Origin of the sequence: Streptomyces sp. NBC_00572 (assembly GCF_026341815.1) — a bacterium.
In the GTDB taxonomy this organism is placed as follows: domain Bacteria; phylum Actinomycetota; class Actinomycetes; order Streptomycetales; family Streptomycetaceae; genus Streptomyces.
Genome location: NZ_JAPENX010000001.1, coordinates 5,257,901 through 5,273,569, shown reverse-complemented (window position 1 = coordinate 5,273,569; position 15,669 = coordinate 5,257,901). Strand labels below are relative to the sequence as shown.

At 71.7% G+C, this 15,669-nt stretch carries 18 protein-coding genes; 9 read left to right on the top strand and 9 right to left on the bottom strand.

Annotated elements, in window-relative coordinates; all coding sequences use genetic code 11:
* Nucleotides 1-78: 78 nt before the first annotated feature.
* Nucleotides 79-1,629, bottom strand: a complete 1,551-nt coding sequence (locus OG514_RS24245; protein WP_266898164.1) for a vanadium-dependent haloperoxidase — start codon at nt 1,627-1,629, stop codon at nt 79-81.
* 364 nt (nt 1,630-1,993) lie between these two features.
* Between OG514_RS24245 and OG514_RS24240 the strand changes: the two genes are divergently transcribed.
* The 4 genes from OG514_RS24240 (at nt 1,994) to OG514_RS24225 (ending at nt 4,401) form a co-directional block, all read left to right on the top strand.
* Nucleotides 1,994-2,497, top strand: a complete 504-nt coding sequence (locus OG514_RS24240; RefSeq protein WP_266898163.1) for a hypothetical protein — start codon at nt 1,994-1,996, stop codon at nt 2,495-2,497.
* Nucleotides 2,498-2,645: 148 nt separating this feature from the next.
* Nucleotides 2,646-3,155 (top strand): DUF2231 domain-containing protein, encoded by a 510-nt coding sequence (locus OG514_RS24235; RefSeq protein WP_323181594.1) that lies wholly within the window; start codon nt 2,646-2,648, stop codon nt 3,153-3,155.
* Nucleotides 3,156-3,253: 98 nt separating this feature from the next.
* Nucleotides 3,254-3,448: a hypothetical protein gene (locus OG514_RS24230; protein ID WP_266898162.1), complete on the top strand. Its 195-nt coding sequence runs from the start codon at nt 3,254-3,256 to the stop codon at nt 3,446-3,448.
* Between the two features lie 299 nt (nt 3,449-3,747).
* Complete coding sequence (locus tag OG514_RS24225; protein WP_266898161.1) at nt 3,748-4,401, top strand: ScbR family autoregulator-binding transcription factor; 654 nt, start codon at nt 3,748-3,750, stop codon at nt 4,399-4,401.
* 1 nt (nt 4,402) lies between these two features.
* Here OG514_RS24225 and OG514_RS24220 read toward each other — a convergent pair whose 3' ends face one another.
* From OG514_RS24220 to OG514_RS24210, 3 genes are read right to left on the bottom strand one after another with little or no spacing between them, the layout of a single operon-like run.
* On the bottom strand, nt 4,403-5,167 hold the full coding sequence (locus OG514_RS24220) for an SDR family oxidoreductase (RefSeq protein ID WP_266898160.1): 765 nt from the start codon (nt 5,165-5,167) through the stop codon (nt 4,403-4,405).
* Nucleotides 5,168-5,189: 22 nt separating this feature from the next.
* Nucleotides 5,190-6,140: an NAD(P)-dependent oxidoreductase gene (locus OG514_RS24215; RefSeq protein ID WP_266898159.1), complete on the bottom strand. Its 951-nt coding sequence runs from the start codon at nt 6,138-6,140 to the stop codon at nt 5,190-5,192.
* 14 nt (nt 6,141-6,154) lie between these two features.
* Complete coding sequence (locus OG514_RS24210; RefSeq protein WP_266898158.1) at nt 6,155-7,105, bottom strand: ScbA/BarX family gamma-butyrolactone biosynthesis protein; 951 nt, start codon at nt 7,103-7,105, stop codon at nt 6,155-6,157.
* A 130-nt stretch (nt 7,106-7,235) separates the two neighbouring features.
* Between OG514_RS24210 and OG514_RS24205 the strand changes: the two genes are divergently transcribed.
* The 4 genes from OG514_RS24205 (at nt 7,236) to OG514_RS24190 (ending at nt 11,020) form a co-directional block, all read left to right on the top strand.
* Nucleotides 7,236-7,916, top strand: a complete 681-nt coding sequence (locus tag OG514_RS24205) for a ScbR family autoregulator-binding transcription factor (protein ID WP_266898157.1) — start codon at nt 7,236-7,238, stop codon at nt 7,914-7,916.
* 128 nt (nt 7,917-8,044) lie between these two features.
* The gene (locus OG514_RS24200; protein ID WP_266898156.1) at nt 8,045-9,211 is read left to right on the top strand and encodes an acyl-CoA dehydrogenase family protein; all 1,167 of its coding nucleotides are present in this window, start codon (nt 8,045-8,047) and stop codon (nt 9,209-9,211) included.
* A 28-nt stretch (nt 9,212-9,239) separates the two neighbouring features.
* Entirely contained in the window at nt 9,240-10,025 is a 786-nt protein-coding gene (locus OG514_RS24195) for an electron transfer flavoprotein subunit beta/FixA family protein (protein WP_266898155.1), read from the top strand.
* A 38-nt stretch (nt 10,026-10,063) separates the two neighbouring features.
* The gene (locus tag OG514_RS24190) at nt 10,064-11,020 is read left to right on the top strand and encodes an electron transfer flavoprotein subunit alpha/FixB family protein (RefSeq protein ID WP_266898154.1); all 957 of its coding nucleotides are present in this window, start codon (nt 10,064-10,066) and stop codon (nt 11,018-11,020) included.
* 92 nt (nt 11,021-11,112) lie between these two features.
* Here the strand turns inward: OG514_RS24190 and OG514_RS24185 are convergent, their stop codons facing one another.
* The 5 genes from OG514_RS24185 to OG514_RS24165 form a co-directional block, all read right to left on the bottom strand.
* Nucleotides 11,113-11,502, bottom strand: coding sequence for a hypothetical protein (locus tag OG514_RS24185; RefSeq protein ID WP_266898153.1), 390 nt, complete (start codon nt 11,500-11,502; stop codon nt 11,113-11,115).
* A 143-nt stretch (nt 11,503-11,645) separates the two neighbouring features.
* Nucleotides 11,646-12,353 carry a TetR family transcriptional regulator gene (locus OG514_RS24180; RefSeq protein ID WP_266898152.1) on the bottom strand — a complete coding sequence of 236 codons (708 nt, stop codon included), beginning with the start codon at nt 12,351-12,353 and terminating at the stop codon, nt 11,646-11,648.
* A 123-nt stretch (nt 12,354-12,476) separates the two neighbouring features.
* Nucleotides 12,477-13,238: an SDR family NAD(P)-dependent oxidoreductase gene (locus OG514_RS24175; protein WP_266898151.1), complete on the bottom strand. Its 762-nt coding sequence runs from the start codon at nt 13,236-13,238 to the stop codon at nt 12,477-12,479.
* Nucleotides 13,239-13,444: 206 nt separating this feature from the next.
* On the bottom strand, nt 13,445-13,915 hold the full coding sequence (gene cynS, locus OG514_RS24170) for a cyanase (RefSeq protein WP_266898150.1): 471 nt from the start codon (nt 13,913-13,915) through the stop codon (nt 13,445-13,447).
* Between the two features lie 76 nt (nt 13,916-13,991).
* Nucleotides 13,992-14,585, bottom strand: a complete 594-nt coding sequence (locus OG514_RS24165) for a carbonic anhydrase (protein WP_266898149.1) — start codon at nt 14,583-14,585, stop codon at nt 13,992-13,994.
* Between the two features lie 95 nt (nt 14,586-14,680).
* Between OG514_RS24165 and cynR the strand changes: the two genes are divergently transcribed.
* Nucleotides 14,681-15,613, top strand: coding sequence for a transcriptional regulator CynR (gene cynR, locus OG514_RS24160; RefSeq protein ID WP_266898148.1), 933 nt, complete (start codon nt 14,681-14,683; stop codon nt 15,611-15,613).
* Nucleotides 15,614-15,669: the final 56 nt, after the last annotated feature.

Sequence of the window (15,669 nt, the reverse complement as noted above, 5' to 3'; positions counted from 1 at the left end):
GGCGGGGCGAGAGAGGCGCACGGGCGGGCGGCGCGTCCCGCGGGTGCCGGTGCCACCGCGGGACGCGCCTGCCCGGGGTCAGCGGTGCGTGCCGCCGAAGTAGCGCATGGCCTGCCGGTGCACGACCTTGCCGATGCGGTGGCCCATCTCGATGCCGGGCTCGTTGTCGAAGCTCCAGTGCATGCCGCCGTACACCCGGGAGATGCCGGCCTGCCGCGCGGCCTCGCTGAAGGTGGGCCAGTGCAGGACGACGTCGGTGCGCGGGGTGAGGCCGGGCTCGACGGTGGAGGCGCCCGCCTTGAAGCGGTACGAGTCGCCGAAGGAGTCCGAGCCGGTGAAGCGGCGCAGGAACTCGGCGGCGGCGCCGGAGAAGGTGCTGTGTCCCGAGACGGTGGCCGGGAAGGGCGGAACGGCCACGTATGCCTGCCAGTCGACGCCGTCCATGGTGACGGCCCCCTGGCCGGGGCCGCCCCAGGAGCGGATCTGCCGGCCGCGCTGGTCGAACGGGATGAGGGTGGAGGGGCGCGCGAAGTCGTACTGGGCCTTGACGGCCCAGGAGCCGATGGCGGCGTCGCACTCGGCCATGTTGAGACCGAAGAAGATCTGCGCGTCCTCGTCGACGCCGTAGCCGTCGCGGGCGGAGACGTAGCGGCCCCACATCTGCTGCGCGCCGGGCGGGGTAACGTCGTCGTTGAGCCAGAACTCGGCGATGGCCTTCTGCTCGTCCGTCAGGTTGGCGCTGATGTCGAGGAGTTCCTCGATCGCGGCCGTCATCCGGACGGAGGGGTACGCGGGCGGGGCGGGGACCGTGAACTGGTCGGGGCGGGTCAGCGCGAAGGGCTGCATCACCGCGAACTGCGGGGTGAGGTAGCGCTGCGTCTTGCCGCCGACGATCAGCGGGGTCCAGTGCGCCGGGTCGGTGACCGTGGCCGGGTCGAAGGCCCCGGCGACCTGCGGGGTGTTGCGCGGCTGGTAGCCGGTGGTGTCGGAGTACGCCGGGGTGCCGAGCTGGTTGGCGCCGTCGGCGTGACGGTAGTCGAGGACGGCCCGCGCGGTGCGGCGGCCGATCCAGGCGGGGCTGTTGCGGCGGGGGTCGGTGAGCTCGGGGTCGTGGCCGAGGCTGCGGAGCATGTTGTCGATGGCGACCTTGTACTCGGGGTACAGGTCGAGCAGGGCGAGGTGCGCCGCGTAGCTGATCGCTTCGTTCTTGTTGTCGAGGGTGCGCTCGGAGCGGGGCCGGCGCAGGGCGCCGCCGAAACGGGTGCCGACGGCACAGTGGTCGTAGCAGGCCCAGGCGTCGTAGATGGCGTTGTGGATGATCGCGAGGGCACGGGCGTTCACGGTGGCGGGGCCGAAGCGGTTGCCGGCGGCCTGGTAGCGGCCGAGGATCGCGTCCATCGCGGCCTGGTTCCAGCGGATGACGACGCTGGGGTCGGTCACGGCGCCGGGCCGGCGGCGGCCGGTGCGCGTCTCCGCCTCGAAGCTGGTGGGGACGGCCCACGCCGCGGTGCCGGGCAGGGCGAGCGCCCCGGCCGCGGCGGCGGACGTGGTGAGCACCCGGCGCCGGGTGAGCGCTGTGCGGGCCTCGGGGGTCGTGGTGGAGGCGGGGGCGGCGGGTCGGTGGGACATCCGTGGGTTCCTTCGCATGATGCCGGGATCGGATGGACGCGGTCCGGGTCCGTGGATCAGGTCCATGGGTCGGTCCGTGGATCAGCCCATGGATCAAACACAAACTCGAACAGTGCTCAGGCTGGCGAGATTTGATCGCGTCCGGCAACGCCCGATCGACTTCTTTCATCGCAGGCATGCAAGGAAGCGATGGGCGTCGCAGGGGTGCCCGGGACGTGGTTAGCGTGGCCACGGCGTCCGACCCTCCTGCCGGGATTTCGGCGCGATCCGAACGGTCCGCGCCCCGGCTCCGCCCCACCGGCCTCGATCCGCCCGCCCGGCCCCGCCCGGCCCCCGCGTCGACTCGTGATGGAGATGCCCGCGCATGACCGTTTCCTCCCAGGTGACACCTGCCGCCACGGCCCCCGCCCAGGGGACGTCCACCCCGCCGCCCGCCACCCTCCCGGCCGCACACGGCCTCTTCGACCGGATCGCGCCACGGCTGCACCACTACGGCCTGGGCATGCTGAGAGCCGGCCTCGGCGGCGTGTTCGTGTGGTTCGGGGTCCTCAAGGTCATCGGGCTCAGCCCGGCGGCCGCGCTCGTCGTCGCCGTCATGCCGTTCCCGGCCGGCGGCTGGTTCGTGCCGACGCTCGGCTGGGCGGAGGTGGCGCTCGGCCTCTGGCTGATGTCGGGGCGTGCCCGCGCGGTGGCCCTGCCGGTGCTCGCCGCCCATCTCTGCGGCACCTTCGCGGTGCTCGTCCTGACTCCGTCGGTGGCGTTCACCCACTCCAACCCGCTGCTGCTCACCATGGTGGGCGAATTCGTGGTCAAGAACGTGGTGCTGCTCGCGGGCGTGGTGGTGGTGACGACCCACCCTCGGGTATGAGCCGTACCGGGCGGCGCACGCGCCGTTTCAGAGGGCGGAATGCGGGGATTCACCCCGTATGAACGAATCACCGATACGAGACTCCGATGCCCGCGAGGCAGGCGTCGCCGCGGGGTCGGCCCCGGACTCCGGGTGGATACCGCGCGTGATGGACCGCTTGGAAGGCACGTCGGCCCTGGACGGTGCCGCCGACGGCATGCGGAGAGTGGTGCGGGCCGTACCCCTGGGGCGCGGCCGGGACGTGCTGCGGGGTCACGGGCTCGGGCACCCCGTCCACCCGCTCCTCGTACAGGTGCCGATCGGGGCATGGCTGTCCGCCGCCGTGCTCGATCTCCTTCCCGACGAGCGCCGGGCCGCCCGGACGCTGATCGGCGTCGGGCTCGTCGCGGTCGCTCCCGCCGCGATCTCGGGCTGGGTCGACTGGGCGGAGCTCGACCTGCCGCGGCGGCGCGTGGGACTGGTGCACGCGGCGGCGAACGTCACGGCCGTGGTCCTCTACGCGGCGTCCTTCGCCGCCCGGCGCGGCGACCGCGACTCCGGCCCGGGTCGGGCCCTCGGTTTCACGGGACTGCTCGCGGTGGGTTTCACCGGTGCGCTCGGCGGCCACCTGGCCCATCACCGGAGCCCGGCCACCGCGACCACGCCGGACGCCGCCTGATCGGCGCCCGCGCGGACAGCGTCTTTCATCGGACACTCTTCGACGCCCTCGGCGCCGACCTGCTGCACCGCGGCGACTTCGAGCGGATGGTGCGCGAGGTGGACGACCTCGCCCGTCGGCTCGGCACGCAGGGGCTGCTCCGCGAGGACGTCACCGCCGCCGAGGCGGGTCACCGCCTCCGGCTGCTCTCGTCCTTCGACAGCTTCGATCTGCTCCACTCGGGACGCTCGCTGACGGTGGACCAGATCGCCGCGACCCTCACCGGCACCGCCGAGCAGGCCCTCTGCCGCTGAGCACATCCACCGCGTCTCGTCCGCGATCGAAAACAAACCTGTAGCTCGGTTTGTGAGTTGAGGTGCACCGCGGCCACGGAAGCGATTCCACCGTCCCGCCCGCCGCCCAACTCGCCACCCTCGTACGCGTTCCGCTTCCGTTCGGGAAGAGGCCCGGCCGCCCGATCCGCACCGAAGCGCTCAAGGGCGCACGAAGAGCTCGTACAATACCAAGCAGTCGGTTTGGAGTCGTCGAGCGGTACGGCGCGACGGGGCGCAAAACCCGTGCCCTGCGACGCACGGTGCTACTGGAGCCATGGGTGACCAAACAAGAGCGGGCCACACGGACCCGCGACGCGCTGATCAAGTCGGCGGCCAGGGAATTCGACCAGCACGGCTACACCCTGGCCAAGTTGTCGGCGATCAGCGCGGGAGCGGGCGTGAGCCCCGGCGCGCTCCACTTCCACTTCGACAACAAGGCGGCGATCGCCACCGCCGTCGAGTCCGAGGCGACGACCGCCCTGCGAAGAACCGCCCGGATCGTCTACCGGCAGGGCTCGAACGCCCTGCAGAACCTGGCCGACACCTCACACTCCCTGGCCCGGCTGCTCCGCGAGGACATCGTCGTACGCGCGGGATTCCGGCTCAGTTGCTCCCGGGGCAGCCGTACGGACCTGAATCTGCGCCAGGAGTGGCAGAGCTGCGTACAGCAACGGCTCGCGGAGGCGGCCGACGAGGGCCTGCTCGCCGCCGGCCACGGCGGTCAACAGGACGTCGTCCGCACAGTGGTGGCCTCCACCGTCGGCCTTGAGGCACTGTGCCGGGACAACGACGAGTGGCTGTCGCCCGACACCGTCACGAGCCTTTGGCGGACGCTCCTGCCGATGCTCGCCGCCCCCGGGACGCTCGCCGGTCTGGAACCGGCGGGCAGTTCGACCGTGCCCGCCCCCCGCGCACACGCCCCGGTGGGCTGAATCAGAGCGCGGTCCCTCCCGTGGCGTCCACGTACTGGCCGGTGATCCAGCGCGCGTCGTCGGAGACGAGGAAGGCGACCACGTCCGCGATGTCGGCCGGCGTCCCGATCCGGTTGAAGACCGAGAGCGCCGCGAGGGCCGCGCTCGCCTCCGGGGTCGCCCTGCGTCGCGCGTTCATGTCCGTCGCGATGTACCCGGGGGCCACGGCGTTGACCGTGATCCCCCGGGGCCCCAGCTCCTTGGCGAGGGCGAGGGTCATGGTGTCGACGGCCCCCTTGGTCATCGCGTAGGTGACCGAGTCCGGGAAGGCGTGCCTCGTGGCCGCCGAGGAGATGTTGACGATCCGGCCGCCGTCCCGCAGCCGGTCGAGACCCCGCTGGATGAGGAAGAGCGGGGCCTTCACGTTGATCGTGACCAGCCGGTCGAAGACCTCGGTGTCGAGCTGCTGGATCCGGCCCGAGCCGCTCGCGCCGGCGTTGTTGACGAGGATGTCGAACCCGGGATCCGCACCGCACTCCGCCAGACCCGCGTCCAGGGCTGCGTAGAAGGTGTCGACGGCGTCGGGAGCCTCCAGTTCCGCGCGGATCGCGAACGCGCGGCCGCCCCGTTCCTCGATGATCTCCACCGTCTCGCGGGCGGCCTTCTCGTTGCTCCCGTAGTGGACGGCCACCAGGGCTCCGTCCCTGGCCAGCCGCTCGGCGATGCCTCTTCCGATGCCGCGGCTCGCCCCGGTGACGATCGCGGTCCTGCCGGCCAACGCGGACATGTCGGTGGTGCCTACCTTCTGTTCAGGAATGGCCGAGGAGACCGCGGTACCACGCGACGTGGTCCGCGAACCCCGCGGTGAAGCCCGGCCCCGGGTCGCGGCCCAGCTCCCGCCAGGGGCGGTCGTCCGCGAACCAGTGGTCGGTGGCGAGCATGTCCAGGTGGTGCAGCGCGAAGGGGACTCCGGCGAACAGCGCACGGGCGGTGGTGACGTCCACCGTCGGCCCCCGGGGCTTCCCGAGCCGCCGTCCGAGCAGCTCCTCGCCCACCGCGAGCAGCTCCCCGACCGGGACCGGATCGGGGTGCTGGACGTAGTACGGCCCCGGCTCGGTCGCCGGCGACAGCGCCGCGCCGAGCAGGGCGCCCGCCAGGCTGTCGACGTCGATCAGGGAGTGCTGCGAGGTCCCGCCGTCGAGGGGGCCCGGCAGGGCGGCGAGGAGCCGGACCAGGCCGGGGATCAGCTGCCGGTCGCCGGTGCCGTACACGAGATGAGGTCGCAGGACGGTCCCGCCGGCGTCCATGACGTGCCGGTCGCCCGCCGCCCGGGTGCGGCTGGTGGCCGAGCCCGGGGCGAGCGGCAGGGTGCCGGGTGCGGCGGCCCGGAAGGGGCCGCGGCCGTGGACGGAGGCGGTGCTCAGCGAGACGATCCGGGTCACCCCGGCGGCCGCGGCCGCGTCGACCAGGGCGCGGGTGCCCTCGTCATTGACCGCGCGGGCCAGTTCCGCGTCGCCGCCGATCGTCGAGGCGCAGTGGATCAGGACGTCGGTCCCCGCGCAGGCGCGACGGAGCGAGTCGGGGTCCCGGAGGTCGCCCGGGACGATCTCCGTCCCCGGCGACGAGAGCTCGCCCGGGACGGCCTCCGGTCGACGGACGAGCAGGCGTACGTGCGTGGGTTCCTTCGCCGAAGCCGCCGTCGCCGCCACCCGGGCGCCGATGAATCCGGTCGCGCCGGTGATCAGAATGCGAGGGCTCATCGTTCCGCTCCGGTTCAGCCTGCCAGCCGGCCGTCGAGGCCGACTCCGGCCACCGCGAGTTCCGGGGACGGGGAAGCGAGCGTACACACGAAGACCGGCAGGCCCCTCTGCCGGCCCGTGACCCGGACGACGGTCGTCGAGCGGTCGGTGGTGGGCACGACCTCGGCCTCGATCCAGCAGGGGCTGTCGAGCTCGGCGTAGCGCTCGAAGGAGACGTTCACGGCGGTGGGCAGGAACACTCCGCCGCCGGTCGTCATCATCGCGGCCTGCCGGGCGGCTTCGAGGAGCATCATCCCGGGCGCGTGATCGTTCTGGCGCCGGAAGAGTATGGAGTGGTTGGTGTCGACCCTCAGCCGCCACTGGCCCGCCCGGGCACCCGGGCCGAGGACGACGTCCTGCGGTCGGCGGCGGCCCACCAGGTGCGGAGCGACCCCCTGGACCAGGGGGACGGGCCTGCCGAGCGCCGCCATCCGGTCGCCCCGAATCCGGCGGTAGGCGGCGGCCGAGGTGTATCCGGCGAGGCCGCCGCCGGTGGCGAGCGGGCGTCCGCCCCGGGTGAGCCGCACGATGGTGGGCAGGTTCCTGGCACGGCCGCGGCGGGTGCCCAGGTCGGGGAAGTGGATGTCGACGGTGACGTTCGACGGGAGGCCGTTGACGGCGAGTGCCGCGGGGTCTGCGGTGAAATGGAGGTCCCACATGACGAACTGGTCGTCCACGGGTACCCCCAGTTCCGCATGAGCGACGAGCATGGTGGCCTGGCGTATCGTCTCGGCCACCAGAACGGGGTCGTGCCGGTCGCCTGTCACCGGAGAGAAGAAGGGATGTGAGGCGGGCCAGTGAGCAGAGACGGAGAATCGGTTCTCTCCCCGCTGCGTCCAGCCGGTGGGAAAGATGTCGGCGGGGTCCGCTCGGTGGACGAACTCCCCGGGGACGTGCGTCGTCGCTCCGCGGCAGTTCTGATCCATGGTTCCCCCTCGCGTCCCCGCGCACCCCTGGGCGGCAGACCCGCCCGCCATAGAATACGTACAGCGCGGTTTTCTTTTCAATGCTTCACGTCACACGTCGAGCACAGTCAGCGATACAGCAGGAGGCGCCTTGGCGCAGCAAGCGCGTGCGATCCGAACCCGGCGGGCGATCCTGGAGTCGGCCGCGGCCGTCTTCGCGGAGCGTGGCTACGAGCGCACGACCATCGGGGAGATCTTGGTGCGCGCCGGGGTGACCAAGGGGGCTCTGTACTTCCACTTTGCTTCCAAGGAAGATCTGGCCCTCGGCGTGCTCGACGCCCAGATGCTCGACGAACCCCTGACGCCGCAGCCCGTGAAGCTCCAGGAGCTGGTGGACCAGGGCTTCCTCCTCGCCCACCGGCTGCAGCGTGACGCGCTGGTGCGCGCGAGCGTCGCGCTGGCCCTCGACAGCGGCGCCACCGGGGTCGATCGGGCGGCTCCGTTCAAGGCCTGGATCGACCAGGTCTCGGAGGTCCTGACGGTGGCGAAGGCCCGCGGGGAGCTCCTCGTCCATGTCGACGTGACGGACACGGCCGAGCTGTTCTCGGGCGCCTTCGCGGGCATCCAGACGATGTCCCAGATCCTGTGCGATCGCGAAGATCTCACCCATCGCGTCCTGGTGCTGCTCCGCCATGTGCTGCCGACGATCTGTACGCCGGCCCTGCTGACCACGCTTGAGATGACCGAGGAACGCGCGCGACGACTGGCCGCCGAGTACGACCTGCGGCGGCTCCAGAGGGGAGAAGGAAACCTCGCGGACACTCCTGGTTAGGAAAACCGACCACCCGGTCCCCAGAGCGCCTCGACGCAGATCAGCGTCGGGGCGCTCTGGCATCATGGCACTGAGTGTGTTTTGCTGAGGGTACTCAGTGCCACAAGCGTCTAGGGGAGCTCCACATCATGGGCAAGGACTTCGACCTGTATCGGCCCTCCGAGGAGCACGACATGCTCCGGGAGTCGGTGCGTGCTCTCGCGGAGGCGAAGATCGTGCCGTTCGCCGCCGCGGTGGACGAGGAGGGCCGCTTCCCGCAGGAGGCCCTGGACGCGCTGGTCGCCAACGACCTGCACGCGGTGCACGTCCCCGAGACCTACGGCGGCGCGGGCGCCGACGCCCTGGCCACGGTGATCGTGATCGAGGAGGTCGCCCGCGCGTGCGGCAGCTCCTCCCTGATCCCCGCGGTCAACAAGCTGGGCTCGCTGCCGGTGATCCTGTCCGGCTCCGAGGAGCTCAAGCACAAGTACCTCGGCCCGCTGGCCAAGGGTGACGCGATGTTCTCCTACGCCCTGTCCGAGCCCGACGCGGGCTCCGACGCGGCCGGCATGAAGACCCGCGCGGTCCGCGACGGCGACTTCTGGGTCCTCAACGGCGTCAAGCGCTGGATCACCAACGCCGGCGTCTCGGAGTACTACACGGTGATGGCCGTCACCGACCCCGACAAGCGCTCCAAGGGCATCAGCGCCTTCGTCGTGGAGAAGTCCGACGAGGGCGTGTCCTTCGGCGCCCCGGAGAAGAAGCTCGGCATCAAGGGCTCCCCGACCCGCGAGGTCTACCTCGACAACGTCCGCATCCCCGCCGACCGCATGATCGGCGCCGAGGGCACCGGCTTCGCCACCGCGATGAAGACCCTCGACCACACCCGCATCACCATCGCCGCCCAGGCCATCGGCATCGCCCAGGGCGCCCTCGACTACGCCAAGGGCTACGTCCAGGAACGCAAGCAGTTCGGCAAGCCCATCGCCGACTTCCAGGGCGTCCAGTTCATGCTCGCCGACATGGCCATGAAGCTCGAAGCCGCCCGTCAGCTCACCTACGCCGCCGCCGCCAAGTCCGAGCGCGTGTCCGCCGGAGGCGACAAGGAAGACCTCACCTTCTTCGGTGCCGCCGCCAAGTGCTTCGCCTCCGACGTCGCCATGGAGGTCACCACCGACGCCGTCCAGCTCCTCGGCGGCTACGGCTACACCCGCGACTACCCCGTCGAGCGCATGATGCGCGACGCCAAGATCACCCAGATCTACGAAGGCACCAACCAGGTCCAGCGCATCGTCATGGCCCGCAACCTCCCGTAATCGTCTGTCACTTGAAAGGAGCCAGGCCGTGACCCTGAGGATCGCTGTCTGTGTGAAGTACGTACCCGACGCGACCGGCGACCGCGGTTTCGCCGACGACCTGACCGTCGACCGCGACGAGGTCGACGGCCTGCTGTCGGAGCTCGACGAGTACGCCGTCGAGCAGGCCCTGCGCATCTCGGAGGAGTCCGACGACGCCGAGGTCACCGTCGTGACCGTGGGCCCGGACGACGCCAAGGACGCCCTGCGCAAGGCGCTGTCGATGGGCGCCGACAAGGCCGTCCACGTCAACGACGAGGACATCCACGGCTCCGACGTCATCGCGACCTCCGCGATCCTGGCCAAGGCCCTGGAGAAGACCGGCTTCGACCTGGTCGTCTGCGGCATGGCCTCGACCGACGGCACCATGGGCGTGCTGCCGGCGCTGCTCGCCGAGCGTCTGAGCCTGCCGCAGGTCACCCTGCTCTCGGAGCTCTCCGTCGAGGACGGTGTCGTGAAGGGCCGCCGTGACGGCGACGCCGCCACCGAGCTCCTGGAGGCCCCGCTGCCGGCGATCGCCTCGGTCACCGACCAGTCCGGCGAGGCCCGTTACCCCTCCTTCAAGGGGATCATGGCCGCCAAGAAGAAGCCGGTCCAGGAACTGGACCTGGACGACCTGGACATCGACGCCGACGAGGTGGGACTCGCCGGGGCCTGGACCCTGGTCGACGCCGTGGCCGCCCGCCCGGCCCGTACGCAGGGCACGATCGTCACGGACGAGGGCGACGGCGGCAAGCAGCTCGCCGCCTTCCTCGCCACCCAGAAGTTCATCTGACCCACCGTCAGCCTGACACCCCACAGGAGCAACGAATCATGGCTGAGATCCTGGTTCTCGTGGACCACGCCGACGGTGCGGTCCGCAAGCCGGCCCTCGAACTGCTGACCCTGGCCCGCCGCATCGGCGAGCCCTCGGCGGTCGTGCTCGGCGCCGGCGAGGCCGCGGCCTCGATCGCCGCCACCGCCGGCGAGTACGGCGCGGCGACCGTGTACGTCGCGGACGGCGCCGAGTTCACCGAGCAGCTGGTCGTGCCGAAGGTCGACGCGCTCACCCAGCTCGCCAAGGAGAAGGGGGCCGCCGCCGTCCTGGTGACCTCCTCCGGCGAGGGCAAGGAGATCGCGGCCCGCGTCGCGCTCCGCCTCGGCTCCGGTCTGATCACCGACGCCGTCGAGCTGGAGGCCGGCGAGAACGGCCCGGTCGCCACCCAGTCCGTCTTCGCCGCCTCGTACCAGGTGCGCTCGACGGTCACCCACGGCGTGCCGGTCATCACCGTCAAGCCGAACTCCGCCGCCCCGGAGGCCTCCCCGGCCGCCGGTACGGTCGAGAACGTCACCGTCGCCTTCACCGGCAACGCCGCCAAGGTCGTCGCGCGCACCCCGCGCGTCTCCACCGGCCGCCCCGAGCTGACCGAGTCCGCGATCGTGGTCTCCGGCGGCCGCGGTGTCGGCGCGGCCGAGGGCTTCGCGGTCGTCGAGAAGCTGGCCGACTCGCTCGGCGCGGCCGTCGGTGCCTCCCGCGCCGCCGTGGACGCCGGCTGGTACCCGCACTCCAACCAGGTCGGCCAGACCGGCAAGCAGGTCTCGCCGCAGCTGTACGTCGCGGCGGGCATCTCCGGCGCGATCCAGCACCGGGCGGGCATGCAGACGTCGAAGACGATCGTCGCGGTCAACAAGGACCCCGAGGCCCCGATCTTCGACCTGGTGGACTACGGCGTGGTCGGCGACCTCTTCGAGGTGCTGCCGCAGCTGACGGACGAGATCGGCGCCCGCTGACCCGTCCGCGTCGATGACGCAGAAGGGGCGGGTGGTGGCACTCTGTGCCACCACCCGCCCCTTCTCGTTTCTTCCGAACCGGATCCGGCGGATCAGATCCACCCGTCGAGGGGGACCTCCTCACAGAGCCGGACGACCGGCCTGCGACCGGTCACGCCGACCCCCGAGGAGACCTTGACCCGAACGCCGGGGCGCACCGCGTGCAGCGGCCCGTCGACCCGGCAGCGGACGGTGAAGCCCTCCGACATGTACACCGGCCAGAGGTCGGCATCGGCGGCGGCGAACCCGCGCCGTACGGAGATCACGCCCTCGCCCTCGCTGAGTTCGGGGTTGAGATCGGTCGACCCGCAGGTCGGACAGAGCAGTCGCTGGAATGTCGTGTTGCAGCACCAGCGGCAGCGCTGGAAGTAGAGCTCGGCGTCGGGGCCCGCCTCCTCGGCGGCCTGGACGGCGGTCCCGCTCCTCAGTCCCGTGTGGAACACGATGCCTTCTCCTTGCACTCGGCGGCTCGACCGTGCATGGAGCAAAGATATGGCACTGAGTGCCATCAAATAAAGACCTGAGTTCCCTCAATTAGAGATACTGAGATCCCCTGGGTAGATCACCGGTCCACCGGCGGTTCATCTCAGCTCTCGCCGAGGCTCGATTCCACCTCGCGCACCACGCGCCACATGGGGGTGGACCGCTTGGTGATCACCACGACGACGTCCTCGGTCTCCTCGGCCGGCGCGTCCACGACCGCGTCGGGGCTCCAGGTGGCGCGCACGAACTCCAGGGCGCTGTCGACCTCCGCCAGCGGGTCGCCCTCGCCGCCCGAGCGCAGCCAGTGCCGCAGGGCGTGGTTGTGGGCGGCGACCACGGCCGCCGCGGCCACGTTGGCGCGCAGGGTGCCGTCCCTGCGGTCGGCCCAGCGGGTGCGCAGGTAGTCACCGAGGGTCTTCTCGTACCGCCAGACGACCGAGAGTTCGTACGTGCGCAGTCCGGTCACCTCGCGGGTGAGCCGGTAGCGCTGCACGGAGAAGGTCGGGTTCTCGGCGTACATCCGCATGACGAGCCGGGCGGCGCCACAGACCCGGACCATCGGGTCGTCGGAGTCGGCGCTCGCCGCGAGGAAGCGGGTCATGTCGGCGAGGCACTGCTCGTGGTCGGGGAAGACCACGTCCTCCTTCGACGGGAAGTACCGGAAGAAGGACCGCCGGCCGACGCCCGCGAGGGTGACGATGTCGTCGACCGTGGTCTGCTCGTAGCCCCGCTCCAGAAAGAGCTGGAAGGCCGCGGCGATGAGGGAGTCCCGCATCGCGGGCTTCGTGGAGTTCGTCGACGCTGTTCCCATGGCCCGAACCTAACACCCGGACGACCTCGGCGCGGCACTAGGTGCCGGACAAATCCGGCACCCAGTGCTGCCCAGAGGGTACGGAGGCTCAGCGGGCGCTCGGCCGCCGGGCCGCGGGCACGGTCAGCGGGCGGTCATCCGGAGCGCGCCGTCCATCCGGATCGTCTCGCCGTTGAGGTAGTCGTGCTCGGCGATCATCGTCACCAGGCGGGCGTACTCCTCCGGGCGCGCGAGGCGCTGCGGGAAGGTGACGCTCGCGGCCAGACCGGCCCTGACGTCCTCCCCGAACCCGGCCATCATCGGGGTGTCGACGATGCCGGGGGCGATGGTGACGACCCGGACGCCGAACTGCGCCAGGTCGCGGGCGGCGGTGACGGTCATGCCCGCGACGCCCGCCTTGGACGCGGCGTAGGCGATCTGGCCGACCTGGCCCTCGAAGGCGGCGATGGAGGCGGTGTTGACGACGAGACCGCGCTGTCCGTGCTCGTCGGGCTCCTGCCGGGCGATGGCCTCGGCGGCGAGCCGCATCACGTTGAACGTACCGATCAGGTTGACGTTGACCACGGCCCGGAACAGGTCGAGGTCGTGCGGTCCCTTGCGGCCCAGGATGCGGGCGGAGGGCGCGATGCCCGCGCAGTTCACGGCGAGCCGCAGCTCGGCGCCGTCGGCGTCGATCGCGGCGAGGGCCTCGCGGACCTGCTGCTCGTCGGTGACGTCGGCCGCGAGCAGCCGGACGCCCTCGGGCAGCGGCCCGGCGGCGGCCACGGCCTTGTCCAGGTCGAGTCCGTAGACGGTGGCGCCCCGGGCGGCGAGCGCCTCGGCGGTGGCGGCGCCGAGACCGGAAGCGGCACCGGTGACGAGAGCGGCGGAGCCGGCGATGTCCATGGAACTCCTCGTTCGTGTCGTGCGGGTGCGACCCTGCCGCCGGGTTGGCCGCCGGATCGGGCGCGTGCCCGCGGAGGACCGCGCGGTCCGCGCGATCTGCGCCGCCCACCATAGAACCGCAGGCCGCGCCCCCGGAAGCGGAACCAGGAGGCCCGCCCGGGAGTGCGTCGGTACGACCGATGAGGTGCCGCTTCGGCGGAGCCCGGTCAGAAGGGCCTGGTCGGCAGGTACTTGCCGTCGAGCGTGATGACCGCGCGCTCCCCGCCCTCGGGGTCGGCGACCTTCTTCACGTCCAGCGTGAAGTTGATCGCGGAGATGATGCCGTCCCCGAACTCCTCGTGGACCAGGGCCTTCAGCGTGGTCCCGTACACCTGGAGCATCTCGTGGAAGCGGTAGATCGTCGGGTCCGTCGGGATGCCGCCGTCGATGGAGCCCCGGGTGGGGATCGTCCGCAGCAGGCGCACCGCGTCCTCGTCGAGGCCGAGCAACTCGGCGACGGCCCTCGCGGACGGCTCGGGCAGGGCGTGCTGGCCGAGGACGGCGGCGGTGGTGAAGGCGACGGAGAGACCGGCGGCGTCGGCGATCTGCCGCCAGCTCAGGTCCTTGACGGTCTTGGCCTCGACGGCGGCGACGGCGAGCGCGCGACGGGCGGTGGGGTCGAACTGGGCGTGCACCATGAGAGGTACGTCCTTTCAAGGAGGGGTGTGGGGGTTTTCGAGGGGGTGCGGGGGGCTCAGGGGGGGGTGGGCGGACTCAGGCGGCGTGGGGGGCGGTCCCGGGCAGCTCCTCGACGGTGCCGTCGGCGATGTCGAAGACCCAGCCGTGCAGCCGTACGTCCCCCTCGGCGAGGGCGCGGGCCACCGAGGGATGGGTGGCCAGGTTCGCCAGCTGCGCGGCGACGTTCTCCCGCACGAGGGCGGCCACGTCCCCCGCCCGGCCGGCGGCGGCGGTACGGGCCAGCGAGGCGTCGGCGTGCCGCAGCCAGGCGGCCACGGCGGGCGCGCCGCTGAGGTCGCGATCCTCGGCGAGCGCGGTCATGGCACCGCAGGCGGAGTGCCCGCAGACGATGACGTCCCGTACGCCGAGGACGGTGACGGCGTACTCGACCCCGGCGGCCACCCCGTCGGTGCCCGGGGTGTGGGCGGGGACGAGGTTTCCGGCGGTGCGGATGACGAAGAGTTCACCGGGGTCGGTCTGGGTGATGAGTTCGGGGACGACCCGGGCGTCCGAGCAGCCGATGAACAGCGTCCCGGGCCGGTGGGCGGTGGCGAGGCGGGCGAAGAGGCCGGCCTTGGCAGGGAAGACCTCCCGCTGGAAGCGGGCGATTCCCTCGGCGAGATGAGGCATGTCTTCACCCTGCACGACCAGGGTGTATAGCGTCCAAGACCTAGTATCGATCTCTGCCATAGATGGCATCTATATCGGGCTCTACACTCGATGCCATGCAGCCGGAACTCCGTCATCTCCGCTATCTGCTCGCCGTCGCCGAGCACGCCAACTTCACCCGGGCCGCCGAGGAGCTCCGGATCGCCCAGCCCACGCTCTCCCAGCAGATCAAGCAGCTGGAGAAGGCCCTCGGGGTGCTGCTCCTGGACCGCGGCGGCCGCACCGTGCGCCTCACCGACGCCGGGGAGGCCTACGCGGGCTACGCCCGGCGCGCGCTCCAGGACCTGGCGGCGGGCGAGCGGGCGGTGCTCGACGTGCACGACCTCGCCCGTGGCCGGCTCCGGCTCGCCGCGACCCCCACCTTCACGTACCTCACGGGCCCGCTGGTCGCCGCCTTCCACACACGGCACCCGGGCATCACCGTGGAGGTGCGGGAGTCGACCCAGGACCGCATCGAGGCCGACCTCCTCGCCGACCGCCTCGATCTCGGGATCGCCTTCCAGAGCGACCATCTGACGGGCATCGAGGACACCGCGCTCTTCACCGAGACCCTCGGCCTCGTCGTGGGCCCCGGCCACCCCTTCGCCGGCCGGACGGAGCCCGTACCGGCCGAGGAGCTGAACCATCATCACCTCGCCCTGCTCAGCCAGGACTTCGCCACCCGTCGGCACGTCGACGCGTACGTCTCCGAGCACGGCCTCCGGCCACGGATCGCGGTGGAGGCCAACGCCGTCAGCGCGCTCACCGAGATCGTCCGCCGCACCACCCTGGCCACCGTGCTGCCCGACGCCGTCACCCGGGACCACCCGCACCTGACCCCCGTCCCGCTCTCCCCCGCCCTGCCGCCCCGGGGCGTCACCCTGCTCCGGCGCGCGGCCGACTACCGGAGCGCGGCCACGCGCGCGTTCACCGAGATGGCGGCGCGGTGGGAGGAGGGCGGGGGAAGCGCCCTGCCCCCGAAAGGCCAGGGGGGTCAACCGATCGGATGACCCCGGGGTCGACCGTTGCGGGCGCCGGAGGCAGCCGGGACGACGACCGGCGGCGC